We start from the raw sequence: 24,341 nt of genomic DNA on the forward strand, positions 1-24,341 counted from the left end.
GAGGGCGAGCAGGGCGGCGACGGTCCGGATGGGGCGCATGGGTCGATCCTTCCGCTTCGGTGCTGGTGGGAGACGCTTCCGCTCCGGTGATGGTGGGCGAAGGCAGCACGGCGGTGCCGTCGGACGACGGCACCGCCGTACCTGGTGAACGAGGGGTGGAGGGGCCCGTCCGGGGTACGCCCGGACGGGCCCCTCCGTCGGTCAGAGCCGGCTACCCGGTCGGACCCGGGTCGGGTCCTCGGCCAGCCGGCCGGTGCCCTTGAGCGACCCGCCGTCGTTCGCCGCGATCCCGGCGGCGCTGGCGGTACCGCCCAGCCGCTGGATCATGGCGTCGGCGTCCCGGACCAGGACGGCCCGGACCTCGGCCTCGGGTACCAACCCGGCGTTGCCGGCCAGGGTGCGGAACGCCTGGAGGTGCTTGATCGCCTGGGCGTCCCGGCCCTTGGCCTCGGCGGTCCGGGCGTCGGACAGCTTCGCCGACAGGTCCCGGTACGCCTTGGCCGACAGGCGGCCGGTCGCCCGGAACCGGTCGAGCAGGTTCTGCATGTCCCGCAGCGAGGTGGTGACGTAGAACCGCACCGTCGAGGTCGTCGTGTTGCCGGCCCTGTCCGTGGCGGTCACGGTCAGCTCGTGCAGGCCGAGGGTCAGCTCGTACATGGCCTGCAACGTGCCGGTGGCGTACGCCTGACCGTCGAGCGTGCCGACGGTCGCCTGGACGCCCGAGGTGGGGTCCACCGCCTCGAAGGTCACCCGGACGTCCTGGCTGTCACCGTAGAGCTGCCCGTCGGCCAGCCCGGCCACGATCACCGTGGGTCGGGTGCCGTCGATCTTCAGGATCGCCGACTTGAGCGTCTCGACGTTCCCGGCCGCGTCGGTGGCCCGGTACAGCAGTTCGTGCTGCCCGTCGCCGCTGACGTCGACCGGCTCGGTGTACGGGGTCCACGGGCCGCCGTCGAGCGACCATTCCAGTCCGGTCACCCCGGAACCCGCGTCGGTCGCGGTGAGGGTGACCGGGGTACGGCCGGCCTGCCACCCGTTGTCGTTCGGCGGGGCGAACGACGCGGTGGTGACCGGGGCGGTGGCGTCGATCCGCACGTCGACGCTCTTCGTCGCCTCGACGTTGTCCGCCTTGTCCACCGACCGGAAGCGCACCTGGTGGGTACCGTCCCCGGAGACCGCGACCGGCCCGGTGTAGGCGGTCCAGCCGGTGGCGTCGTCGAGCTGGTACTCGGTCCGGGCCACCCCGCTGCCACCGGCGTTGTCGGTGGCGGTCAGCGTCACCGTGACCGGGCCGGTGTACCAGCCGCCGTTCGCCGTACCGTCGACCGTGGCCGTGGTGACCGGCGCCGCCGCGTCACTCGGCGGGGTGGTCAGCCGGAAGTAGTCGAACGAGGCGGTCTTCGACGCGGTCTGGCTGGCGCCGAGGGTGAACAGCCCGACCTTCGGCGTGGCGCCGACGACCGTGTTGGTCAGCGACTCGAACGTCGTCCAGTTCGTGCCGTCCGCCGAGTACGACGCGGTGTAGACGTTGCCCTTGCGGGCCAGTCGCAGGTGCCACACCGCCGAGGTCAGGTCCTGCACCTGCGGCTGCGGGTTCTGCACCGCACCGGCGACCTCGCTGCGGTACTCGATCCGCCGGGCGACGGGCTGCCCGACCTGGTTGTCCGCGATGAAGTCGAACTTCAGGTAGTTGTCGTCGTCGGCGTACACCAGCAGACCGGCCTGCTGGTACTGCTCGTTCAGCAGGCTGCCGTCGACCTTCGTCTCCAGGGTCCAGTCGCCGGCCGGCGCGGTCTGGAGGATGAAGTTCGTCGGCCCGGAGTTGCCGGTGCCGTAGATGTCACCGTTCGGCACGTCGATCCGCAGCGCGCCACCGTCGACCCGGTAGGCGGTGGCGTCCTCCCGGACGATGCCGTTCCACCGGCACTTGTCCAGGGTGGCGCCGTCGAACTCGTCCGACGGGGTGACCGGCCCGGCCGGGGCGTCCGGCGAGAGCTGGAACCAGTCGAACGAGGCGTTCACCACGGTCGCCGTGGTGCCGCCGTTCAGGGCGAACAGCCCGACCTTCGGGTTGCTGATGCCGGCCAGCGCGGCCGTCCGGCCCACCGTGGTGAAGGTCTGCCCGTCGGCGGACATCGCCGCGGTCAGGTTCGTACCGTCACTGGTCACCCGCAGGTAGATGGTGTCCGAACCGGCGGGGGCCGCCGTGCTGTCGGCACCCTCGTTGCGCGGGGTACCGGCGGTCTCCCGGATGAACTCGACCCGGCGGCTGCCCGACCAGATCACGTCCAGCTTGGCGTAGTTGTCGTCGTCGCCGTAGACCAGCAGACCGGCCTGGTCGTAGTTGGCCGCCGCCGCCAGGTTGACCTTCGTGGTCGCCTGCCAGGCCCCGGCCGGTGCCGGCTGGAGGACCAGGTTGGTGGCGTCGTTACGGTTGCCGTAGAGGTCACCCGGTGAGGTCGGCAGCACCAGCGCCCCGTTCACCACGGAGTAGAGCTGGTTCTCCCGGACCACGGTCGTCCACCGGTCCCGGTTCAGGGCCGAGCCGAGGAAGTCGTCCGAGCGCGCCCCGAAGCAGGACGTGTTCGGTGCGTCCACCTTGACCGTGGTGTTCGCGTACGACTTCGCACCCTTGGCGTCGGTCACCGTCAGGGTGGCGGTGAACGTACCCGGCACGGTGTAGGTGTGCGTGGCGTTCAGGGTGGACGCCGTACCGCCGTCACCGAAGTCCCAGGCGTACGTCAGCGGGGTGTCGTTCTCCGCGTCGGTGGCCGTACCGGTGAAACTGACCTGTACCGGCGCGGTGCCGGTGGCCGGCGTGGCGGCGGCGGTGACCACCGGCGGCGCGTTGTCGGTGACGCCCCGGCCGAGGAAGTCCACCCAGTTGACGTTGAACAGCGAGCCGTTCTCGGTGCTGCCCACCGGCCGGCGGGCGACGAAGTACAGCGGACCGCTGGTGGTGCTCGGTGTCGTGACGGTGGCCGTCGCGTCGACCCAGGTCTGCCAGCCGCCGGTCGATCCGAAGGTGGCGGTGGCCACCAGCGGGCCGTCGGCCGCCCCGGTCCGGACCTCGATCCGGCCGCCCACGGTGGCCGAGGCCACCCGGAAGCGCAGCGCGTCGATGCCGGTCAGGCTGGCGGGGTCGAAGGTCCACCAGTCGCCGTCCTCGATCCAGCCGATGTTCTGACCGCCGCCGGCTGGGTCGGTGGTGGCCTCCTCGCCCACCCCGGGGTCACCGGTGGCGGTGCTGTCCGGCACCCGGCCGGTCGCCGCGAAGTACTCGGCCTGCTTCCGCTTGGGCTGGAGCTGCTCCAGGTCCCGGCCGGTCAGCGGGTTCGCCCCGCCGGAGCCGCCGCCGTCGGTGTAGGTGGCCTCGAAGACCGCGAACACGTTGGCCTCGGCGCCGTGCCCGGACGCCAGCGAGGTCTGCACCACGCCGGAGCAACCGGTGTACGACTGGAGCGGGTGGGCGTGCTCGTCGTGCCCGAGGAAGGTCTGGAGCACCACCTTCGCGCAGTCGATCTCGCCGTCCTCCGGGTCGGTCACCTTGACGGTGTACCGGACCTGGTCGCCCCACTCGAAGAAGCCGCCGTCCGGCGGGAACTCGATGCGCACCGTCGGTGCGGTGTTGCCGACCGTGATCGGCACGTTCGCCACGGCGGTACGTCCCTGCGGGTCGGCGACCGTGAGCTGGGCGGTGTAGTTGCCGGCCGTGGTGTAGGTGTGCGACGGGTTCGCCTCGGTGGAGGTACCGCCGTCACCGAACGTCCACGCGTAGGTGATCTCCTCGCCGTCCGGGTCACGGGAGCCGGCGCTGGAGAACTGCACGGTCAGCGGAGCCTGACCCGAGGTCGGCTGGCCGGTGGCGGCGGCGATCGGAGCCCGGTCGCCGGCCACGTAGTCGACCCGGTAGACCCCGGAGTTGTCGTTGTTGCCGCCGAAGCCGCTGCCCCACTCGATGAGGTACATCGCGCCGTCCGGGCCGAACTCGAAGTCCATCGGCCGGACGAAGGTCATGCCGGTGAGCAGCTGGTTGATGTCCACCAGGGACCGACCGTCCGCGGTGACCTGCATGGTGTACATCTTCGACTGGTTCCACTCGCCGAACAGCGCCTTGCCGTCGTAGTACGCCGGCCACTTCCGCTCCGAGTTCAGGTTGGCGTCGAAGCGGTAGACCGGGCCACCCATCGGCGCCCCGCCGCCACCGATCTCCGGGAAGAGCGGGTTGGTGGCGTAGCCGTACCAGACGGTCGCCGGCAGGGCCGGCGGCAGGTTGGTCAGGCCGGTGTTGTTGGGCGAGTCGTTGACCGGCGCGGCGCAGTCGAACTTCGCCCCGCTCGGCCCGGACGGGAAGGTGTAGTCGTTGTACGCCGAGTTGGCGCCGGTGCAGTACGGCCAGCCGTAGTTGCCGGGCTGGGTGAGGATGTTCCACTCGACCAGGCCCTCCGGGCCCCGGCTCGGGTTGGCCGAACCGGCGTCCGGTCCGTAGTCACCGACGTACACCGTGTCGGTCTTCGGGTCGATGCCGATCCGGAACGGGTTCCGGAAGCCCATCGCGAAGATCTCCGGGCGGGTCTTCGCGGTACCCGGCGCGAACAGGTTGCCGGCCGGCACGGTGTAGCTGCCGTCGTCCTCCGGGTGGATCCGGATCACCTTGCCGCGCAGGTCGTTGGTGTTGCCCGAGGTCCGCTGCGCGTCGTAGTCCTGCCGACCGGCCCGCTCGTCGATCGGGGTGTAGGCGTTGGACTCGAACGGGTTGGTGTTGTCCCCGGTGGCGAGGTAGAGGTTGCCCGCGCTGTCGAAGGCCATGCTTCCGCCCGCGTGGCAGCAGGTGTTGCGCTGGGTGTCGACCCGCAGCACGACCTTCTCGCTGGCCGGGTCGATGGTGTCCCCGCTGACGGTGAACCGGGAGAGGTTGTTGTGGGCGATGCCGTCGTCCGGCGCGTAGTACAGGTAGATCCACCGGTTGGTGGCGAAGTCCGGGTCGAGCCGGAGCCCGATCAGCCCGTCCTCGTTGCCGGTGAAGACGTCCAGGGTCAGCGCGGTGACCGTGCTGCCGGTGTCCGGCTTGATCACCTGTACCCGGCCGTCCCGCTCGGCGTAGAAGACCCGACCGTCCGGCGCGATGTCCAGCTCCATCGGGTTGCTGGTGTTGCTGTCCAGCGTTACCTTCTCGAAGCTGCTGGTCAGCGAGGCACTGCAGTCGGCGTCGAGGACCCCGGCCGCGGTCCGGATGCCGCCGAGCAGGTGGGCGAGGAACTGCGGTTCGGCGTACGACTCGTCGGTGTGGCCGCCACCGGTGTACCACGCCCGGCCGCCGTCGTAGTCCTGGCACCAGGAGGTCGGGTGGTCCGCCCCCATCGCCCCGGCACCCGGCGCGTAGCTGGTCTCGTCGAGGCTGGCCAGGACGTGCACGCTGCCGCGCGGGTTGGTCTGGAAGTTGTACCACTCGTCGTAGCGGGACCAGCGCTCCGGCAGGTGCTCGGTGGCCGGGTGGTCGTGGTCCTCCACCTTGACGGTGGCCTGCTGGTTGGCCGGGTGCGAGGCGAAGTACGAGCCGACCAGCTTGCCGTACCAGGGCCAGCTGTACTCGGTGTCCGAGGCGGCGTGGATGCCGACGTAGCCGCCCCCGGCCTTGATGTACCGCTCGAAGGCGGCCTGCTGCGTGCCGTCGAGGACGTCACCGGTGGTGGAGAGCCAGATCACCGCCTGGTAGCGGGCCAGGTTCTCGTCGGTGAAGGTGGCGGCGTCCTCGGTCGCGTCCACGGTGAAGTTGTGCGCGGTGCCGAGCTGCCGGATGGCGGCGATCCCGGCCGGGATCGAGCTGTGCCGGAAACCGGCGGTCTTCGAGAAGACCAGTACGGAGAAGGGGTCCGTCTCGGCAGCCGCTGCGGGGGCGGCGGCCGGTACCGGGGCGGCGGCGGGCTGGGCGGTTGCCGGTGCCCCGACCAGCGCGGTCGGTACCACCAGCGCGGCGGCGAGCGCGGCGCGGGTGAGGACTGCGGGCAGGGGTAGTCGTCGGCGATGTGGGGACACGTCGTCTCCTCGATCCACACGGACAGTGGTGGTGTCCCGTACGGCTCGCCGAAGACCGTCCGGGGTGAAGCCTGTGCGGAGGCGCTGCCGAGGCGACTCCGCATTCTGTCAGGCCATTGAACAAATTAAGGCGGCTGCGCAGGGCCGGAGCAATACGGCCGCCAGTCAAATCTGGTAACGGTTGGGTAACGGCACTCGTCTATTTCATCGCAAGCCCGACGAATGGCGTCGATGCCGGGTCCGCCCCGAGGTGGACCGGGGCCGGCGGCGTGGCTGGTCGGTCCGCCCGAAAGTGGACCGGGGCCGGCGGCGTGGCTGGTCGGTCCGCCCGAAAGTGGACCGGGGCCGGCGGCGTGGCTGGTCGGTCCGCCCGAAAGTGGACCGGGGCCGGCGGCGTGGCTGGTCAGTCCGCGTGGTGCCGACCCGGCGACCGCAGGGTACGGCGCGGGATGTGCTCGTCCCGCCGGGGTGCCGGGTCGGGCACCGGCCGGCTCAGCCGGCTGACCCAGTCCACGTACTCGTCGTCCGGCGTGGCGGACGGCGGGACGTCGTCCGGGGCGGCCGGTCCCGGCTCGGCCCGGTCCCGCCGGAACAGACCCCGTCGCCACCGGCCCGACCGGGGCCGCCCGTCCGAGGGTGGTCCGGCCGGCTCCGCGTCGGCTGCGGTCCCCGCCCCGGCTGTGACCCCTTCTGCGGTCTCCGTCTCGGCCGTGGTCCCCCCTGCGGTCTCCGCCTCGGTCCCTACCGCGCCTGCCGTCTTGCCGTCTGTCCCGGCTGCCCTCTCGGCTTCCAACCCAGGTGCGGGCTCGGGAGTCGGTGCCGGTGCGGGCTCGGGAGCCGGGGCCGGAGCGGCGGCCGGCACCGGGGCCGGAGCGGGGACGACGGGCTGCTCAAGGGCCGGAGCGGGGACGACGGGCTGCTCAAGGGCCGGTTCGCCCACGGTCTCGACGTCGGTGACCTCCCCGTCGTAGCCCGGTCCCGGTACCTCCGGCCCGGATGCGGAGCGGGGGAGGGGCGCCAGGATGTCCGTCGGTTCGATCGCTGCGCTCCGGGTGGGACGGGTCACCAGGGGCCAGCGCCACAGCACGGCGAGAGCCGAGCCGAGCGCACCGCTACCGACCGCGACCAGCACCGGCCAGTACGGCGTGGGCTGGTGGCCGGCACCGACTCCGGCGACGAGCTGGCTCACCGCGTACATGGCCGGACCGACCGCTCCGGCACCACCGGCCCACAGCGACCGGTCACCCTCCCGGCGGGCCAGCAGGCCGACCAGGATGCCGGCCAGCAGCGCGAGGATCGGCACGACCAGCGGGTCGGGCAGCCAGGCGAGACCCGGGCCGGGCGCGCCGAGCCGGACCTGCGGCAGCGGGTCGGTCGGTCCCAGCGCGGGTACGACCGCAGCGACGGCGAGCACCCAGAGCACAGCGGTCAGCAGGAGGACGTTCCGTCGGACCGGCCGGAAGTGGAGCGCCGCGACGGCGACCAGCATGCCGAACGCGACCGCGACGCCGACGGCCAACCCGACCGCCGCCACCGGGCCGAGCGCACCGACCGATACGGCGCGGGCCGGGAAGGCGGCGAACGGTAGCACCACCAGGGCGCCGACGGCGGCCATTGCGCAGCCGAGCAGTTGGCGGGCGACCCTGCGACCCCTGTCGGTACGGCCGGTGGGGGCCGGCCGGTCCGGATCGGCCCCGGTCGGATCGTCGACCCGGTCCGGGCCGGCGCCGGTTGCCCGTCGGCCGCCGACCAGCGCCCCGGTCACCGTGGCGACCAGCGCGACCCAGGCTGCCCAGGTCAGCTGCGTGGCCCATTGGTCCGTGGTCAGCCCGGTGAGGCGGGGCGGTAGGCGCAGCAGACCGAGCCCGTACCCGACGCCGAGCTGGGCGCTGCCGGTGAGCAGAGCGACGGCGAACGCGACGGGCAGCGGTCTGCCCCAGCTCCGGTGGGCCATGCGGGGCAGGTTACGGCCCGTCCGCACCGCCCGCCACCCGTGGCTGACCCGACGGTCAGGGCACCGGCCCGGCGGTCAGCGTACGGGCCCGGCGGTCAGTTGCGGGAGCACGTCGCCGGCGATCAGCTCCAGGTGGTCGAGGTCGGCGAGGTCGATCAGCCGCAGGTGCACCCGGGTGGTGCCGATCGTGGCGAACTCGCCGATCCGGTCGACGAGCTGGGCGGGCGAGCCGATCACCGGGTCCTCGGGCGGGAGGGCGCTGCGGACCTGCAACGGTGCCGCCCGGCGCTGCGCCTCGGCGTCGGTACGGCCGATGGCGACCACGATCCCGGCGGAGAGGGTCAGCGGGGCGCGACCCCCGGCGGCCCGGTCGAACCGGTCCGTGGCCTCGGCCACCCGGTCGTACGCCTGCGCGGTCTCGGCGACCCCCTTGAACGGCATGTTGAACTCGTCCGCGAAGCGGGCGGCCAGCTCCGGGGTACGTTTCGGACCGCGCCCGCCCACGATGACCGGTGGCCCGGGCACCTGCACCGGTTTGGGTAGCGCGGGCGCGTCGACCAGCCGGTAGTGCCGGCCGGTGTAGCTGAAGCCCGTTCCGACCGGGGTACGCCACAGCCCGGTGACGATCTCCAACTGCTCGGCCAGCCGGTCGAAGCGTTCCTGCACGGGTGGGAACGGGATGCCGTACGACGTGTGCTCCCGCTCGTACCAGCCGGCGCCGATACCCAGCTCGACCCGGCCCCCGCTCATCTGGTCGACCTGGGCGACCAGCATGGCGAGCGGACCGGGCAGCCGGAAGGTCGCCGAGGTGACCAGGGTGCCCAACCGGATCCGGGAGGTCTCCCGGGCCAGGGCGGCCAGCGTCAGCCAGGCGTCGGTGGGGCCGGGTAGCCCCGGGTCGTCGCCCATCGACTGGTAGTGGTCGGCGCGGAGGAAACCCTCGAAGCCGCCGTCCTCGGCGGCCCGGGCGAACCGGAGCTGGTCGTCGTAGCTGGCCCCCCGGTGCGGCTCGGTGAAGACGCAGACCCGCACCTCACCGGCTCCCGGACCCGGCGGGGGCGTCCCGTTCCATCAGCAGTTCGTGCAGGTCGGCGCTGCACCGGGCGACCTCTTCGAGGTGGGCGTTGCGGCCGAGGGTACGGGGACGGGGGATGTCGATGTCCACGATCTGCCGGATCCGGCCGGGGCGGGGACTGAGCACCACCACCCGGTCGGCGAGCAGCACCGCCTCGTCGATCGAGTGGGTGACGAAGACGATGGTGGCCGCGTTCTCCATGTGTACCCGCTGCAACTCGCCGGAGAGTTCCTCCCGGGTCAGCGCGTCGAGGGCGGAGAACGGCTCGTCCATCAGCATCACCCGGGGCTGCCCGATCAGGGACCGGCACAGCGACACCCGCTGCTGCATCCCGCCGGACAGCTCGTGCGGCAGCCGCTTCTCGAAGCCGGCCAGCCCGGCCAGCTCCAGCAGCTGGACCGCCCGGTCCCGGTGGTCGGCCTTGCGCCAGCCGAAGATCTCCACCGGGAGCAGCACGTTGTCCAGTACGGACCGCCACGGCAGCAGAGCCGGTCGTTGGAAGAGCATGGCGATGTCCCGCCGGGAGCCGGTGACCCGCTCACCGGCGACGGTGATCTCGCCGCCGGTGACCGGTAGCAGGCCGGCGATCAGCCGGAGCAGAGTGGACTTACCACACCCGGACCGCCCCAGGACCGCGACGAACTCGCCCTCGGCGACGTCCAGGTCGATCCCGCGCAGAGCCTCCACGGTGCCCGAACGTCCGGTGAACGTCCTGGACACGCCCGACAGTCGGATCATCCGGGGGCTCTCCATCCACAGGCGATCTACAGATCCGGCCAGGTTATCCGGACCGTGGACCGGTGTCGTCTACGGGGGCCCATACAAAGTTGTTTCCGTTCCGCAACCCAACACGCCTTGTGTCACAAACGTGATCTTCTCGTACGCTGTGCCCGCGAAGGATTCCACACAGTGGCGGTGCCGGGTTCCCACCCCTCTCCTCCGGCACCGTCCTGATTCGACGAACCCCTCCGTTGGCGTACTGCCCGCGGTCGGAAAGGACAAAAGGTGCACATGAACAGGCTCGCCCGTACGATCGCCGCCGCGTCCCTGGCTATGGGGCTCGCGTTCGTGGCGGGTTGCAGCAGCGACTCGGACAGTGGGTCCAAGGGCGGCGACGGCAAGTCCCTGGAAAAAGTGACGTACCTCACTTCCTTTGGTAACTTCGGCCGTGACTCGTACGCCTGGGTCGCGAAGGAGAAGGGCTTCTTCAAGGAAGCCGGCTTCGACGTGGAGATCCAGGCCGGACAGGGTACCGGCGCGGTCATTCAGCAGGTCGTCGCGGACAAGGCGCAGTTCGGCCCGATCGACCTCACCGGTGGTCTGCTCCAGATGGGCAACGGGCAGGCCAAGGACTTCGTCGCGGTCGCCGCCATCCAGCAGCGCACCATGGCCGCCATCGCGACCACTGCGGACAAGGGCATCACCACCCCGAAGGACCTGGAGGGCAAGAAGCTCGCCGACACGCCCAGCTCCGTGGTGCGCAACCTCTTCCCGACGTACGCCAAGCTGGCCGGCGTCGACCCGGCCAAGGTGACCTGGGTCAACGGTGACGCGGCGACCCTGATGGGCACCCTCGCCTCGGGCAGCGTGGACGGCATCGGCCAGTTCGTGGTGGGTAAGCCGACCATCCAGGCGGTGACCAAGAAGGACGCCGTCCTGCTGCCGTACAGCGACGTGATGACCGACCTCTACGGCAACGTCCTGATCACCTCGGCCAAGCTGGCCAAGGAGAAGCCGGACATGGTCAAGCGCTTCTCCGCCGCGCTGCTCAAGGGCCTGGAGTACAGCCTGGCCAACCCGAAGGAGGCCGGCGAGATCCTGAAGAAGAACGTCGACGCCGCCAACCCGCTCGCCGCCGCCGCCGAGCTGGAACTGATGGCCGCGTACGTGCGCTCCAGCAACACCGGTACCGCGATCGGCACCCTGGACGCCGGCCGCGTCGCCAAGAGCATCGCGATCCTCCAGGGCGCCGGGGCCCTGAAGCAGGGCATGACCCCGGAGCAGATCATCGACTTCAACCTCGCGCCGAAGGCCTGACCGGCCACTTCGACCCGTACACTGCGCCCCGCCGGCTGTCCGGCGGGGCGCACCGGTTTCGGCACCGGCCTCAGCCGGTCGATCCGAGGAGGATGAGATGACGCTGACCCGTACCCCAACACCGGCTGCCGCCCCGGCGGACCCGGCACCGGCCGCGGCCTCCGGGCGGCGGGCGGCGGCCGGTCGGAGCGCCGGCAACGCGCTGCTGCCGGCAGCCGGACTGCTGGTCGCCCTGGCGGCCTGGTGGCTGCTCACCTCCGGGTTGGAACTGGTCCACCCGCTGGTGCTGCCGACGCCCGGGTCGGTGCTGGACGCATTCGTGGCCGCCCCGGCCCGGATGCTGGAGCACACCTGGGCCACCACCCTGGAGACGCTGATCGGCTTCCTGCTCTCCACCGTGGCGGGCATCCTGATCGGACTCTCGCTCGCCGCCTCCCGGGTGGTCGAGCGGATGTTCTCCCCGCTGCTGGTCGCGGTGAACGCGGTACCGAAGATCGCGCTCGGCCCGCTGCTCGTGGTGGCCCTCGGCTGGGGTCAGAAGCCGATCCTGACCATGGTGTTCCTGCTCTGCTTCTTTCCGATCGTGCTCTCCACCGCCACCGGGCTGACCTCGACCCCGGCCGACCTCGCCGAGCTGGCCCGGTCGCTGTCCGCCTCCCGGTGGCAGGCGTTCCGCAAGGTACGGCTGCCCGCCGCTCTGCCGCAGATCTTCGTCGGCCTGAAGGTGGCGATGCCGCTGGCGGCGATCGGCGCGGTGATCGGCGAGTTCCAGGCCGGCGAGGGCGGGCTCGGCTACGTGATCGTGCAGACCAGCGGGGTGGGGGACAGCGCCAGCGCCTGGGCGGCGATCATCCTGATCGCGCTGATGAGCATCCTGCTCTACTTCCTGCTGGTGCTGGTGGAGCGGCTGGCGTTGCCCTGGGTCCGGGAGACCACCTCCGCCCGCTGAGATGTAAGGAAGGGCCCCTTCCTATACCGAATGCGATAAGAAGGGGCCCTTCCTAACACCGGTCAGCCGGCGAGGCGCCAGCGTCCGCCCCGGGAGACCAGGGTGGTCAGCGCCTGCGGCATGAGGCCCGAGTGGTTGTCCGGGGTGATCCGGATCGGCCCGGAGAGGCCGTCCATCTGGGAGGTTTCCAGCACGCTCCGTACGCCGTCGCGGTCCACGCCGGCCCCGGAGCGGCTCACCGCGTCCACGATGAGCTGCACGGCGTCGGCGGCGAACGACGAGAAGCCGTAGTACCCGCCGAACCGGGCGGTGTAGTCCCGGAACCACTGCCGCCGGGCCGCCTTGGCCGGAGTGGTGGCAATCACGTCATCGATGACCATCGTCTGCGTGAAGATCAGCGTCGTGGTGTTGGCCGCGTGGTGCCCGCCCCCCATGAAGAGGTCACCGGCAGCGGCCGCGTCCAGGAACAGCGGGCCGGTGAACTTCGCCTGCTCGGCGGCGGTGTGCACCAGCCGGGCCTGCTCGGCCGGGGTCCAGATGATCAGGGCGGCCGGGTCCTCGTCGACCAGCTTACGGACCGGTGCGCTCAGGTCCGTGTCGGTGACCTTCGCCGACTGCGAACCGGTGAGCTTGATCTGCGCCTTCGCCAGTTCGGCGGTGAGGCTCTGCAGACCCTCCCGGCCGTAGTCGTCGTCGCTGTGCAGCAGGGCGACCTTCTTGACGCGCTGCCGCTTGAGGTCGGCGGCGAGTACGGCGGCGGTGTCGGCCGCGTTCGGGGCCAGCTTGAACATGTACCGACGGTCGGCCACCGGGCTGGCCACCGCGCCGGCCGGCGCCAGGGCGATGGTCGGGATCTTCCGGTCGGTGACCGCCTTGGCCGCGCCGACCGCACAGGCGTTGCAGCTGCCCATGATGACGGCGGTGACGGCGTCGTCCTCGGCGAAGTCGTCGACGTTGCGCAGCGACTCGGCCGGGTCGGAGCGGTTGTCCTTGACCCTGAGGTCGATCTTCCGGGCGCCCAGCGCGCCGGACTCGTTAAGCTGTTCGACCTTGAGTTCCAGGGCGCGCTGGTACGCCCGGCCGATGGGTGCCGTGGAGCCGGAGAGCTCCAGGTCGGCGCCGATCACGATGGGGCTGGCATCCTGTTCCTCCGCACCGAACTGGCAGCCGGTGAGCGTGGTGGCCAGGACAGCCGATGCGAGCGCCGCGATTGTCGCGGAGCGGATGGGGCTCAACTCAGTCCTCCAGATGCGCGGCGCGCGGGCGATTGCCCGGTCACCGCGGCTTGGTCCGTCCTCCGTGGAACGACGGTAGTGGTCTGCCGTACGGTGTGCGCGAAGCCTGGAAAACCTTGCCAATGGCGGGCCCCCCGGTCAAGCGAGGACCTTGCAACGTTTCGGGATCTTCATCCCACATGCTGGCGACGACAGATGTTTGCAAACGCTCACTTTGCAGATGCAAGCGAACACTCTGGGGATAATGCCCTGTTCAGGGCCTTGGGGAAATGAAGGTATTCATTGACCACATCAATGGTTGCGTGCTGTCCGACCGTTTCCTGCCTCACTGCGACTTCCCAAAGTCGATCTGTTCTGATGAAATCGCGCCCGTGCCGCGCGCGGCGCTGTCCGCTGCATCAGGCGCGGTTCGGCGGGTCGGGCGTGGAAGAAACGACGGAGGCGATGTCGTGAGCACCGGACCTACGACCCTGCCCGAGAGCGGCCTGCAGGAGGAGCAGACCCGGCGTCGGTGGCTACCCCGGCTCCGGGACGCCCGGATCCGGTCCAAACTCGCGCTGATCCTGGTCGTGCCCGTTGCCGCCGTCATCGCGCTCGCTGCCATCCGGCTCGTCGCCGTCGGCCAGGGCGCCCTCGACGCCACCCAGGTGCGTGCCCTCACCGCGCTCTCCCTCGACATCTCCGCGCTGGCCCAGGACGTCCAGAAGGAACGGATGGCCGCGGCCCAGTTCCTCGCCGGGGCGCAGGCCAAGCCGGACGCGTACAACCTGGTGGTCCGCCGGACCGACGAGCAGATCAGCGAGTACAACAAGGAGCGCCGGGCGCTCGGCGAGGTGCCGGCCGCCGTCCGGGACCGGCTGCGGGCCATCGACGACCACCTGGCCACCCTGAACAGCACCCGTCAGGAGGTGCTCGACCGGGAGCAGATGCCGGTCGCCGAGGCCGTCCTGCGGTACGGCGTGATCCTCACCGACCTGGTCTCCTACGGCGAGTCGCTCGCCCAGCTCCCCGGTGACGACAGCCTCGCCGACGCCCGGCGGTCGGTCGCCGCGTTCGCCCGCGCCAAGGCGGCCACCGCCGAGGAGGAGGCGGTCGTCTTCGCCGCCCTCTCCTCCGGCCAGCTCGACGAGGAGCAGTTCTCCTCCTTCGTGGCCACCCTGACCAGTCAGCAGGAGGCCCTGCTGGCCTTCTCGCTGGCCGCCGACGCGCCCCAGCAGTCCCTGGTGAACCGGACCGTCACCGGCGACGCCGTGGTACTCGCCGACCGGGTCGCCACCGACGTGACCCGCTCGGTCGGGCAACGTACGCCGCTGGTCACCGCCATGGACGCGGCGACCGCCATCGGCGCCGTCAACGACCTGATGCGGTGGGCCGAGATCCAGCTCCAGAACCAGTTGCTGGCCGACGCCGACCAGGCCCGCTCGGACGTGATCCAGCAGGCCATCGTCGAGTCGGTGCTGGTCCTGCTCGTGCTGGTCGTCGCCATCGTGCTGGCCGTGGTGCTGGCCCGGTCGCTCAACCACTCGCTGCGGCGGCTCCGGGAGGGTGCCCTCTCGGTGGCCAACCACGACCTGCCCGACGCGGTCGCCCGCCTGCAGAACGTCGGCAGTGTCGGCGACGGCGGCGTGGACGAGATCGTCCGGCAGGTCCGGGACCCGATCAAGCTCCCCAACCGGGACGAGGTCGGGCAGGTCGCGCAGGCGTTCAACGTCGTACACCGGGAGGCGGTGCGGATCGCGGCCGAGCAGGCCGCCCTGCGGACCAGCGTCTCGGCGATGTTCCTCAACCTGGCCCGGCGTAGTCAGACGCTGGTCGACCGGATGATCGGCGAGCTCGACATGATCGAGCGTGGTGAGGAGGACCCGAAGCGTCTCGCCAAGCTCTTCGAGCTCGACCACCTGGCCACCCGGATGCGCCGTAACGACGAGAACCTGCTGGTCCTCGCCGGTGCCGACTCGGCCGCACCGCGCCGCGACGACGCGCTCCTGATCGACGTGCTGCGCGCGTCGCAGTCCGAGGTGGAGCTCTACAACCGGATCGAGTTCGGCACCGTCGACACCGACATCTCGGTCGCCGCGCACGCGGTCAACGACGTGGTCCGGCTCGTCGCCGAACTGCTGGACAACGCGACCCGGTTCTCCCCGCCGACCACCACGGTGGTGGCGGACGCCCGGCGGATCCGTGACTACGTGCTCATCCAGATCGAGGACCGGGGTCTCGGGCTGACCGACGAGCAGCTCGACTCGCTCAACCGGCGGCTCGCGGCCGCCGCCACGGTGGACGTCGCCGCGTTCCGGCTGATGGGTCTGGCCGTGGTCAGCAAGCTGGCCGCCCGGTACAACATCCGGGTCGAGCTGCGCCGCAACGTCGAGGGCGGCACCGTCGCGCAGGTGACCCTGCCCAACGCGACCGTGGTCCTCCCGCAGCCCCGGGGCCTGGAGCAGCCGCGTACCCGTCGTCAGCCGCTGCCCGTCGAGTCGGCCCCGGCCGGCCCGCCGTCGCCCGCGCCGGCCGCCTTCGGCGAGCCGATGGCACCGGTCGGCCGGACCGCGACCCTGCCCGACCAGTGGCGTACCGAGACGCCCGGCCCGACGCCGTCCTGGCAGGAGCGGGCCGACTCGCGGGACGACGCGTTCACGGTGAACGCCGGTTCGGCCACCGCCGGCTACCCCGCACTGAGCGGACCGACCGGGTTGAACCCGCAGACCGGCCTGACCAACCCGGCCGCGCTGACCAACTTCGGCGGGCCCAACCCGTCGTCCGCCCGCAACGACGTGCGTGCCGACAGCGGCGCCGGCCTGACCACGCCGAACCTGTTCACGCCGGTCAACAGCCAGCCCCCGGGTACCGTGCCGGGCGCACCGGCCGGTCCGGCCGGGCTGAGCGGCCCGACCACCCCGCTGACGACGACCGGGGGTCCGAACCCGGGCTCCTCGACCCAGGCGTACCCGGCGGTCGGATCGCTGCCCAAGCGTTCCCCGGGGGTGGCGACCCAGCCACTGGTGCCGTACACCCCGCCGCAGCCGCCGGCACCGCACCTGCCCCAGGGCGGTGGCCTGCCGGCGGGCCCGGTGGCCGGGATGGCCGCTGCCTCCGCCCCCGGGGTACGCCGCCCGGACGAGCCGGTCGAGGCACCGATCTTCCGCGAGATGGAGGCCGTCTGGTTCCGCTCGCACGGCAACGACTCGACGGCCATCTTCACCATGCCGCCGATCGAGCCGGAGAAGCCGCCGGTGCCGCCGGCCGCCCAGCCCGTCGCCCAGCCGGTCTCCCAGCCCGTCGCCGGTTACCAGTCGGGGGCCACCGTGGCCGGCGCCATGGCCACCCCGGGCCGCCCGCCGCTGCCCACCCGCTCGCCGGGGGAGTCGGCCGGGACGACCACTCCGACCTCGTCGTACCCGGGAATGCAGGTGCCGACCCAGAACCAACCGCAGGTGGCAGCGCCCGCTCCGGCACCGGCTCCGGTGCAGCCCGCCGCCCCGCCGACCCCGGAACCCGCCCCGGCGGCTGCCGGCCCGACCGGCAACGAGGCGTGGCGGACCGCCGCCGACGAGGGCTGGGCCCGGGCCACCCGGGCCGCCGAGCCGGCCGTAGCCGGGACCACCCGGTCCGGTCTGCCGAAGCGGCAGCCACAGGCACAACTGGTACCCGGTGGGGTCGAGACCAAGGCCAGCCGGGACCGCAGCCGGCGTACGCCGGACGAAGTACGGGGTCTGCTGTCGGCGTACCACCGTGGGGTGCAGCGCGGCCGAACGGCCGGCGGTGACCTCACCGGCCGCCCGACCGGCAGTGACCCGAACAGCACCTCAAACAAGGAGACGAGTCGATGAACAGGCCAGCTGTGATGCAGGACATGGGTTGGCTGCTCAGCAACTTCGCCGACAGTGTGGCCGGGATCGCGCACGTGGTGGCGGTCTCCGCCGACGGGCTGCTGCTCGCCTCCTCCCGGGACCTGCCGACCGACCGGGCCGACCAGCTCGCCGCGATCGCGTCCGGTGTGGTCAGCCTGACCGACGGGGCGGCCCGCATGTTCAGTGCCGGCGGCGTACTCCAGACCGTCATCGAGATGGACAGCGGGTACCTCTTCCTGATGTCCATCAGCGACGGTTCGTCGATGGCCGTCCTCGCCGCGCGGAGCTGCGACGTCGGGCAGGTCGGGTACGAGATGGCGCTGCTGGTGGAACGGGTCGGTGCGGCACTCTCGCCGCTGCCGCGTGAGGCCGTGACGCGCTGACCGGTGGGTACCACCACCCGCCCGGTGATGCCCACCGCTGGCGGTAACTGCTGGAGAGGGAGGTGATCGTGTTATGGACAGACGTGACGATCCACATCGGCGTGACGATCCGCGTGGGGCGCTGGTGAGGCCGTACGCGGTCACCCGCGGCCGGACGGAACCACGCCAGGACATCGCGCTGGAGGCGGTACTCACCGCGACCAGCGCGGCGGTGGCCGAGTCCCGGTTCGCCGGGCACGACAAGCACCGCATCGCCACGATCTGTGAAGGCCGGGCCCAGTCGCTGGCGGAGATCGCCGCGTACACCCGCCTGCCGCTGGGTGTCGCCCGGGTGCTGGTCGCCGACATGGTGGCCGACAGCCTGCTGACGTTGCACAGTTCCGCTCCCGCTGAGGCGTACGAGGAGCGGATGGAACTGCTTGAGAGGGTGTTGAGTGGACTTCGCAGGCTATGACCCGGCCAGGGCGCAACGCAACCGGGGGATCACCTCCGCCAAGATCGTGGTTGCGGGCGGCTTCGGCGTGGGCAAGACGACACTCGTCGGCGCGGTCTCGGAGATCACTCCGCTGACCACCGAGGCGGTGATGACGGCTGCCGGGGTGGGCATCGACGACCCGTCCAAGGTCCCGGGCAAGGAGACCACCACGGTCGCCATGGACTTCGGCCGGATCACCATGGCCCAGGACCTGATCCTGTACCTCTTCGGTACGCCCGGACAGACCCGGTTCTGGTTCATGTGGGACGAGATCATCCGGGGTGCCGTCGGTGCCGCCGTGCTGGTCGACACCCGCCGGATCACCGACGCGTTCGCGCCGCTGGACTACTTCGAGAACCGGAAGCTGCCGTACGTCGTGGCGCTGAACGCCTTCGACGGCGCCCCCCGCTACGACCTGGAGGAGGTCCGTGAGGCGTTGGCGATCGCGCCGCACGTACCGCTGATCATGACCGATGCGCGGCACCGCGACTCGGTCAAGCGGGTCCTGGTGACCGTGGTCGAGCACGCCATGATGCGGTTGCAGGCCGAGCACGGCCGGGGGTATCCCGCCCCGGTCGGCTGACCCGCGTCGTCCGTCGCCTGGTGGGGCCGATCGCGGGGAATCGGCCCCCTGCCCCGAACAGACAGTGGCCACAACGCCTTCGTTGTGGCCACTTTTCGTCGTACACGCGGGTCCTCGACCGACGGGTACGTGACGGCGGTGAGACGCGGCTGCCGGTAGGAGTTGCCGGGGGCGCGGGCGGGTGCCGGTCGCGGTACGTCGCCGCGCGGATCGGCGAGCCGTCCGGGAGACGACGATGAGAACAGCAAAAGGTATGTCCATCATGGTGGTGAGCGCGACGCTGGGGCTCGCCCTGGTCGGCTCGGCGTCGGCGGCGCCCCGGCCGGTCGAGGTCGATCCGGGTACCCGGGCGGACGCGTCGACCGCGATGGCGGGGGAGGCGTACACGTACGCCAGCTACCTGGCGTACGGGCAGGTGGCCGACCGGACCGGTGACCGGCGGCTCGGCCGGCTCTTCCGGGACACCGCCCGGGTCGAACTGTACGACCACTTCACCGCCGAGGCCCGGCTGATCGGGTTCGTCGGCGGCAACGAGGAGAACCTGGCCGACTCGATCGCCGGGGAGGAAGAGGAGGCCACGGTCACCTATCCGGCCTTCGCCGAACAGGCCCGCCGGGACAACTGCCCGGAGGTCGCCGCGCACTTCGCGGAGCTGGCCGCCGACGAGGCGGTGCACGCCGGACGGTTCCGGACCGCCCTGACGGCGGTCACCGACCCCGGCTCCGGTGTCGAGGTACCGGTCGGGGAACGGGTCCAGCAGATCCCGGTCGAGGTGACCGAACCGCAGTGCTCCGGGCAGACCCTGGCGAACCTGCGGGCGACGCTGCGCGGTGAGGCGTTCGCGACCGCGAAGTACACCCTGCACGCCCAGCAGGCCCGGCGGACCGGGCAGACCCGGCTGCTCCGGCTCTGGGAGAACACCGCCTGGCAGGAGCTCAACGAGCACTTCGCCGGTACCGCCAACCTGGCCGGACTGGCCGGCTCGAACGAGGAGAACCTGCGTACCTCGATCACCGGTGAGACCGACGAGGCGACGGTCATGTACCCGACCTTCTCGCGGGAGGCGTACGCGGTCGGCGACCGGGCGGCCGGTGCGCTGTTCCGGGAGATCGCCTACGACGAGGCCGACCACGCCTCGGCCTTCCTGCGGGCCCTGGTCCGCGTGGTCACCCCACCCGGCGCCGGTACCCGCACCTGACCACCGTCTACGCACGTCGGTATCGGTGTCGTGGCGGTCATCGGCAACGCCTGGCCGGGCGCTTCAGAGGGAAGCGCCCGGCCAGACCCCTGTCCCTGCCAGTCACTGTGCCGGAGACGCCCTGGTTGACGCCGCCCCCCGTTTCGATGGCAGATGCCAGCGGCGTCGTTACGATGGGTTCCGTCATGTGCGGTTGGTGTGGTGGGGACAGTTCAGGTTCGCCCGCTGGTTGCTCCGCCGGAACCACAAGTTGATCATGAAGTTGTTGTCAACTGGTCCGGCGTGTCGTGGCGATAACTTCATGATCAACTCCCGTGCGATCATCAGCTCCGGGGTGCCCCGTCCTGTCTACGTATCGACCCTGGGATGCACTGTCAGGGGCAGTAGGCTGACGAATGGCTTCTGGGGCGGATCCATAGGTTGGTGCTTATGGTTGGTGCTGTGGGAGAGCGGCGGGCTGATGGGTCGTCCTGAACAGGCTCGGTCCGCTTCCCGTGAGCCGAGCGTGCGGCAGTTGCGGCAGTTCCTGGTGCTGGCCGAGGAGTTGCACTTCGGCCGTGCGGCACAGCGACTGTTCCTGAGCCAGCCGGCGCTGAGCCAGCAGATCCGGGCACTGGAGGAGCGCCTCGGGGTCGACCTGGTGCGACGTTCCTCCCGCCGGGTGGAACTCACCGCCGCAGGTGAGGCTCTGGTACCCGAGGCGCGTGAACTCGTCGCGGCGATGGCCCGCCTCCAGGGGGTCGCCGATTCCTACCTCCGTCAGACGCGGGGGCGGCTGAGGATCGGGGCCATCGGCGGCGAGGCCTTCATGCCCTACGTGATCGACATCCTCGCCGAGCTGTCCGCCCGGCATCCCGGGATCGACGTCGAGGTCCGTTCCCTCGATTTCGTCGAGCAGGTCTACGCCCTGCCCCGGGGGGACGTCGACGCCGCTTTCCTGCGCCCGCCGCTGCCGCCCGGTCTACGGAGCCTGCACCTGTCGACCGAACCCCGGGTGGTCTGTCTGCCCGCAGACGACCCGCTGGTGGATCGGGGCCCGCTCACCCTCGCGCAGCTGTCCGACCGCGTGGTGGTCGACGTCCCGATACCCGAGCTGCGCCAGTGGTGGGACTTCTGGACGATCAACCCCCGCCCCGACGGTAGCGCCGTCCGCTACGGTCCGACGGCCGGCGACATGGACGCGCTGCTCTCGGCCGTGGCCCGTGGTCAGGCGATCGCCTTCCTGCCCGCCGAGGCCCGCCGCGACTACTCCCGCCGAGGCATCGCGTACGTCGACGTCACGGATCTGCCCCTCACCACGGCGGCCCTGGCCTGGCTGCCCAACCCTGACCACGCGGCCCTCACCGCCCTGCTCCAGGTGGCGCGTGCCGTGCTACAGCGCAACAGCTACGGGGTCGACCATGCGGACCCGTCAGTCAAGCGCCCGTCTGCCAGCCGGTGAGGACCAGGCCGGAGCCGCCACCAGGCAACAGCGGCCCAGCACCGCCAGCGGTGCCGGATCAGGTTTAGTCGATCATTAGTTCGTACCGGAGGCGACGCTGCTCGGCCAGCATTGTCATCATGCTGACCTCGATCGGCTGGCCGCTTGCGGTGCTGAGCAGCCGGGTCAGGGTGAGGACCCAGTCCCCGGCCGGTAGGGCGAGTGCCGCCCGCTCCTCCTCGGTGGGCCGGCGCGCACAGACGTCCTCGCAGGCGTGTCGGGGCCGGTGGCCGAGTTCGGTGAGGAGGCCGACCGCCCCGCCCCTGATTTTGCGATGCTCGGCGAGCGCGGTACTCCGGGCGATCGTCGTCGGGTAGTACGAGTCGGTCAGTTCCACCGGGCGATCGTCCAGCAGCATCAGCCGGCGCCGCACCACGACTGTGGCGCCGTCCTCGACCCGTAGCGCCTCGGCCACCTCGGCGGGCGGCACGACCTCGGCGACAGCCAGCAGGCGCTGGGTGCCGACACCGCCGTGTCGGGCCGCCTCCGCACCCCAGGGCTCCGGTTGTCCGTCCGCCCGTGGGGCGACGTACGGCATCGACACGCTGACCCACCCGGGGTGACCCATGGCTCTCCCCGGTCAGTGACGCGTCGCGCCGTCGACGAAGGTGCGCCAGGCGGTGCGGGGGAAGGTGAGGACTGGGCCGGAGCGGTCCTTGGAGTCCCGGACGGCGACGACCTCGCCGGCGTCGGCGACCTCGACGCAGTCGCCATTGCCGCCCCCGCTGGAGCGGGTGCTCTTACGCCACACGACGTCTCGCAGATCCATGGCCGTCAGCCTCCCCTAGAGCGCGTCCCGCGCCGCCGCGATCAGCTCCCGGGAGTCCTCGACGCTCGCCGCCGCTGCGCGCAGGTAGTCGAAGGCAAGGGTAGACGCTTCGACGTCCTCGGCGCTCTCCACGTTGACGTCCCCGGTCAGCGACTCGACGAAGAGCGCCGCCGGATGGTCCTGGAAGGACATCAGGGTGAAGGCACCGTTCAGGCCGGCGTGCCAGACGGTCTGCTGCCGGAGCACCTGGATGACCACGTTGTCCGGCAGGGTGAGCAGATGGTCGAGCTGGCCCCGCAGCACGTCGGTGCCGCCGATCGGCCGGTGCAGCAGGGACTCGTCCAGCACCGCCCAGAGCCGGAGGGAACCGTCGGTGAGCCGCCGTTGGCGGGCCATCCGGGCCTGGACCAGCTTGTCGACCTCGCCGGCACTGCGGCCCCGGCCGGCGGGCTCGCCGCCGAACGTCGCCCGGGCGTAGTCGCCGGTCTGGACCAGGCCGTTGATCGTCCCCCAGGACCAGGTGCGCAGCTCGGTCGCCTCGGACTCGAACGCGATGTAGGCGCTCAGGCCGCCCGTGATCACCTCCCGGTAGTCCTCCCACCAGCCGCGTCCGCGCGCCTCCCGGGCCAGTTTCCAGTACCGCTCCTTGGTCGCCAGGTCGGACAGCCCGTAGAGGTCGAGCATCAGATACAGGTCGCCCTTGCTGATCCCGGTCTGGGCCAGCTCGATCCGGGAGACCTTGCCCTGCGAGCAGCCCAGCGCCTCGGCTGCCTGCTCTGCGGAGAGCCCGGCTTCGCTCCGGAGGCGTTTCAACTCGATGCCCAACTGCCGTCCCCGCACCGTGGGCGTCCGCCGGTCGCGCTTGATGACCATCCGTCAAGTCTCGACTACACGAAGAGCTGATTCAAGGGTGACGCATCGCAAGGTGATGCTTGCGTTACTCATGGTCATGTGATTACGTCTAGTGCGTCCAGTGTGAATGATGCACATCGGACTTCGGCGCGAGTGTCGGCGTCACACAGTCCAGAGAGAGAACGGACCGGGGTGGGTCGGTTTGGCGGCCTCTCCCACTCCCGGTCCGGCACGAGTCGACGGGAGCAATCACATGGACCACGTCCCGGGGTACGACTCCCCACCTGTCTACCACCCGCCGGTCGCCGGGTACACCCGCGCCGCCGCGCGTCGGGGCGTACCCGGTCATTGCCCCTGCGACCCGGTGGTGCGCTGACCCGACAGCGCGCCACCGGCCTGCGCCGGGGCGGGCGCACGGCCTCCGCCGTACGGCAATACGGCCCCCACCTGCCGCGATTCTTCCCCCTCGCGGCGGGCCGGTGAGCCGTGCGCCCGCCCCTGCCATCCGGAGGGGCACCAATGACCGTCTACCGATCGTCGAGCAGCCTGCGGTGGCACCGGGACGAGGCGGACGCCGACGCCGCCCGACAGGTGCTCGCCGAGCACGTACCCGATGACGAGACCGGCCGGTGCGTGGTCTGCCTGACCCCCGCACCGTGCCGCCCGGCGAACGCGGCGGCGAACCGCCTGGTCGACCTGGGCCGCCCGATCGGCCCACCCGACGAACCGGACACCCGTCGGCCACGGGGCTGGCGGGGCTGGCTGACCCCGCGCCGCCGGCCGATGCCGCGCAGCGCCCCGCTGCTGACCTTCGGCTGGCGGGTGCGACTGGGCCTGGTGACGTGAACCGGCCCCGCCCGCCGGTCGTCCGGATCGGCGACATCGTGACCGTGGACGAGGGGCGGTACTGCTACGGCCTCGGCCCGCTGACCGTGGAGGTGATCGAGGTCGGGGCCCGGGAGCGGCACACCGACGGCCTCTGGCTCAACCTGCGCGGCGTGGAACTGTGCCCGGTCGACGGGGTGCGGCTGCGTCAGCGCCGGGTCCTGGTCCGGCTGGACGCGGTCCGCATCCGGCCCGGCCCGCTGTCCCGGGCCCGCCGCGCCGGCCCGCTGCCACCCGTCCCGGCGGGAACTGCGGTGCTCGCGCACCTGGCGGCCCGCCCGGCCTGGACCTGCACCGGGTGCGGGGAGCCCTGGCCCTGCCCGGCCCGCCGGGCGCGGCTGTCGACCGAGTACGCCGACAGCCGGCTGAGCCTGCTGGTCTACCTGGCCGGGTACCTGCTGGATGCGGCAGCCGACCTGCGGCACCTCCCCGCCGACGAGTTGTACGCCCGATTTCTCGGCTGGGTGATCAGAGGGGGAATCTGACGGTGCCGCAGGACGAGAGCGCAGACCGGCTGCGCAGGGCCGGGGCGCTGGCAGCGTTGAGCGCCCGCGCCGAGACCGGTGACTTCGACGAGCT

19 protein-coding genes are annotated in these 24,341 nt (G+C 71.5%); 11 read left to right on the forward strand and 8 right to left on the reverse strand.

From position 1 onward, the window contains the following. Nucleotides 1-201: 201 nt before the first annotated feature. The 4 genes from GSF22_RS01675 to GSF22_RS01690 form a co-directional block, all read right to left on the reverse strand. Nucleotides 202-6,036, reverse strand: a complete 5,835-nt coding sequence (locus tag GSF22_RS01675) for a ThuA domain-containing protein (protein WP_208810912.1) — start codon at nucleotides 6,034-6,036, stop codon at nucleotides 202-204. Between the two features lie 403 nt (nucleotides 6,037-6,439). After that, complete coding sequence (locus GSF22_RS34390) at nucleotides 6,440-7,990, reverse strand: hypothetical protein (protein ID WP_244365786.1); 1,551 nt, start codon at nucleotides 7,988-7,990, stop codon at nucleotides 6,440-6,442. 75 nt (nucleotides 7,991-8,065) lie between these two features. Next, entirely contained in the window at nucleotides 8,066-9,022 is a 957-nt protein-coding gene (locus tag GSF22_RS01685) for an LLM class F420-dependent oxidoreductase (RefSeq protein ID WP_208810913.1), read from the reverse strand. Between the two features lies 1 nt (nucleotide 9,023). Then, nucleotides 9,024-9,803 (reverse strand): ABC transporter ATP-binding protein, encoded by a 780-nt coding sequence (locus GSF22_RS01690; RefSeq protein WP_208810914.1) that lies wholly within the window; start codon nucleotides 9,801-9,803, stop codon nucleotides 9,024-9,026. Between the two features lie 273 nt (nucleotides 9,804-10,076). Between GSF22_RS01690 and GSF22_RS01695 the strand changes: the two genes are divergently transcribed. Further along, nucleotides 10,077-11,102, forward strand: a complete 1,026-nt coding sequence (locus GSF22_RS01695) for an ABC transporter substrate-binding protein (protein WP_208810915.1) — start codon at nucleotides 10,077-10,079, stop codon at nucleotides 11,100-11,102. Nucleotides 11,103-11,199: 97 nt separating this feature from the next. Then, nucleotides 11,200-12,051, forward strand: coding sequence for an ABC transporter permease (locus GSF22_RS01700; RefSeq protein WP_208810916.1), 852 nt, complete (start codon nucleotides 11,200-11,202; stop codon nucleotides 12,049-12,051). Between the two features lie 62 nt (nucleotides 12,052-12,113). Here GSF22_RS01700 and GSF22_RS01705 read toward each other — a convergent pair whose 3' ends face one another. Beyond that, the gene (locus tag GSF22_RS01705; protein WP_208810917.1) at nucleotides 12,114-13,286 is read right to left on the reverse strand and encodes an ABC transporter substrate-binding protein; all 1,173 of its coding nucleotides are present in this window, start codon (nucleotides 13,284-13,286) and stop codon (nucleotides 12,114-12,116) included. Between the two features lie 449 nt (nucleotides 13,287-13,735). Here GSF22_RS01705 and GSF22_RS01710 point away from each other — a divergent pair, with 449 nt between their 5' ends. The 6 genes from GSF22_RS01710 (at nucleotide 13,736) to GSF22_RS01735 (ending at nucleotide 21,217) form a co-directional block, all read left to right on the forward strand. Further along, nucleotides 13,736-17,116, forward strand: coding sequence for a sensor histidine kinase (locus GSF22_RS01710; protein WP_208810918.1), 3,381 nt, complete (start codon nucleotides 13,736-13,738; stop codon nucleotides 17,114-17,116). Further along, complete coding sequence (locus tag GSF22_RS01715; protein ID WP_208810919.1) at nucleotides 17,113-17,520, forward strand: roadblock/LC7 domain-containing protein; 408 nt, start codon at nucleotides 17,113-17,115, stop codon at nucleotides 17,518-17,520. Before GSF22_RS01710 ends, GSF22_RS01715 begins: the two co-directional genes overlap by 4 nt. Nucleotides 17,521-17,593: 73 nt before the next feature. After that, the gene (locus GSF22_RS01720) at nucleotides 17,594-17,974 is read left to right on the forward strand and encodes a DUF742 domain-containing protein (RefSeq protein WP_208810920.1); all 381 of its coding nucleotides are present in this window, start codon (nucleotides 17,594-17,596) and stop codon (nucleotides 17,972-17,974) included. Beyond that, nucleotides 17,955-18,578, forward strand: a complete 624-nt coding sequence (locus tag GSF22_RS01725) for a GTP-binding protein (protein WP_208810921.1) — start codon at nucleotides 17,955-17,957, stop codon at nucleotides 18,576-18,578. Before GSF22_RS01720 ends, GSF22_RS01725 begins: the two co-directional genes overlap by 20 nt. A 235-nt stretch (nucleotides 18,579-18,813) precedes the next feature. After that, nucleotides 18,814-19,776 carry a ferritin family protein gene (locus tag GSF22_RS01730; RefSeq protein WP_208810922.1) on the forward strand — a complete coding sequence of 321 codons (963 nt, stop codon included), beginning with the start codon at nucleotides 18,814-18,816 and terminating at the stop codon, nucleotides 19,774-19,776. 505 nt (nucleotides 19,777-20,281) lie between these two features. After that, entirely contained in the window at nucleotides 20,282-21,217 is a 936-nt protein-coding gene (locus GSF22_RS01735) for a LysR family transcriptional regulator (protein WP_208810923.1), read from the forward strand. Nucleotides 21,218-21,281: 64 nt separating this feature from the next. Here the strand turns inward: GSF22_RS01735 and GSF22_RS01740 are convergent, their stop codons facing one another. The 3 genes from GSF22_RS01740 to GSF22_RS01750 are packed head-to-tail and all read right to left on the reverse strand — an operon-like array spanning nucleotide 21,282 to nucleotide 22,898. Continuing rightward, nucleotides 21,282-21,824: a GntR family transcriptional regulator gene (locus tag GSF22_RS01740; RefSeq protein ID WP_208810924.1), complete on the reverse strand. Its 543-nt coding sequence runs from the start codon at nucleotides 21,822-21,824 to the stop codon at nucleotides 21,282-21,284. Nucleotides 21,825-21,836: 12 nt separating this feature from the next. Then, on the reverse strand, nucleotides 21,837-22,025 hold the full coding sequence (locus GSF22_RS01745; RefSeq protein WP_208810925.1) for a DUF397 domain-containing protein: 189 nt from the start codon (nucleotides 22,023-22,025) through the stop codon (nucleotides 21,837-21,839). A 15-nt stretch (nucleotides 22,026-22,040) separates the two neighbouring features. Further along, entirely contained in the window at nucleotides 22,041-22,898 is an 858-nt protein-coding gene (locus GSF22_RS01750) for a helix-turn-helix domain-containing protein (RefSeq protein WP_244365787.1), read from the reverse strand. 232 nt (nucleotides 22,899-23,130) lie between these two features. Between GSF22_RS01750 and GSF22_RS35305 the strand changes: the two genes are divergently transcribed. The 3 genes from GSF22_RS35305 (at nucleotide 23,131) to GSF22_RS01760 (ending at nucleotide 24,247) form a co-directional block, all read left to right on the forward strand. Next, nucleotides 23,131-23,253, forward strand: a complete 123-nt coding sequence (locus tag GSF22_RS35305) for a hypothetical protein (RefSeq protein WP_280116737.1) — start codon at nucleotides 23,131-23,133, stop codon at nucleotides 23,251-23,253. A gap of 143 nt (nucleotides 23,254-23,396) precedes the next feature. Continuing rightward, a complete protein-coding gene (locus GSF22_RS01755) occupies nucleotides 23,397-23,723 on the forward strand; it encodes a hypothetical protein (protein WP_208810926.1) in 327 nt (108 codons plus the stop codon). Beyond that, nucleotides 23,720-24,247, forward strand: a complete 528-nt coding sequence (locus GSF22_RS01760; RefSeq protein ID WP_244365789.1) for a hypothetical protein — start codon at nucleotides 23,720-23,722, stop codon at nucleotides 24,245-24,247. Before GSF22_RS01755 ends, GSF22_RS01760 begins: the two co-directional genes overlap by 4 nt. Nucleotides 24,248-24,341: the final 94 nt, after the last annotated feature.

This window comes from Micromonospora echinofusca, from assembly GCF_017614955.1.
Classification (GTDB): domain Bacteria; phylum Actinomycetota; class Actinomycetes; order Mycobacteriales; family Micromonosporaceae; genus Micromonospora; species Micromonospora echinofusca_A.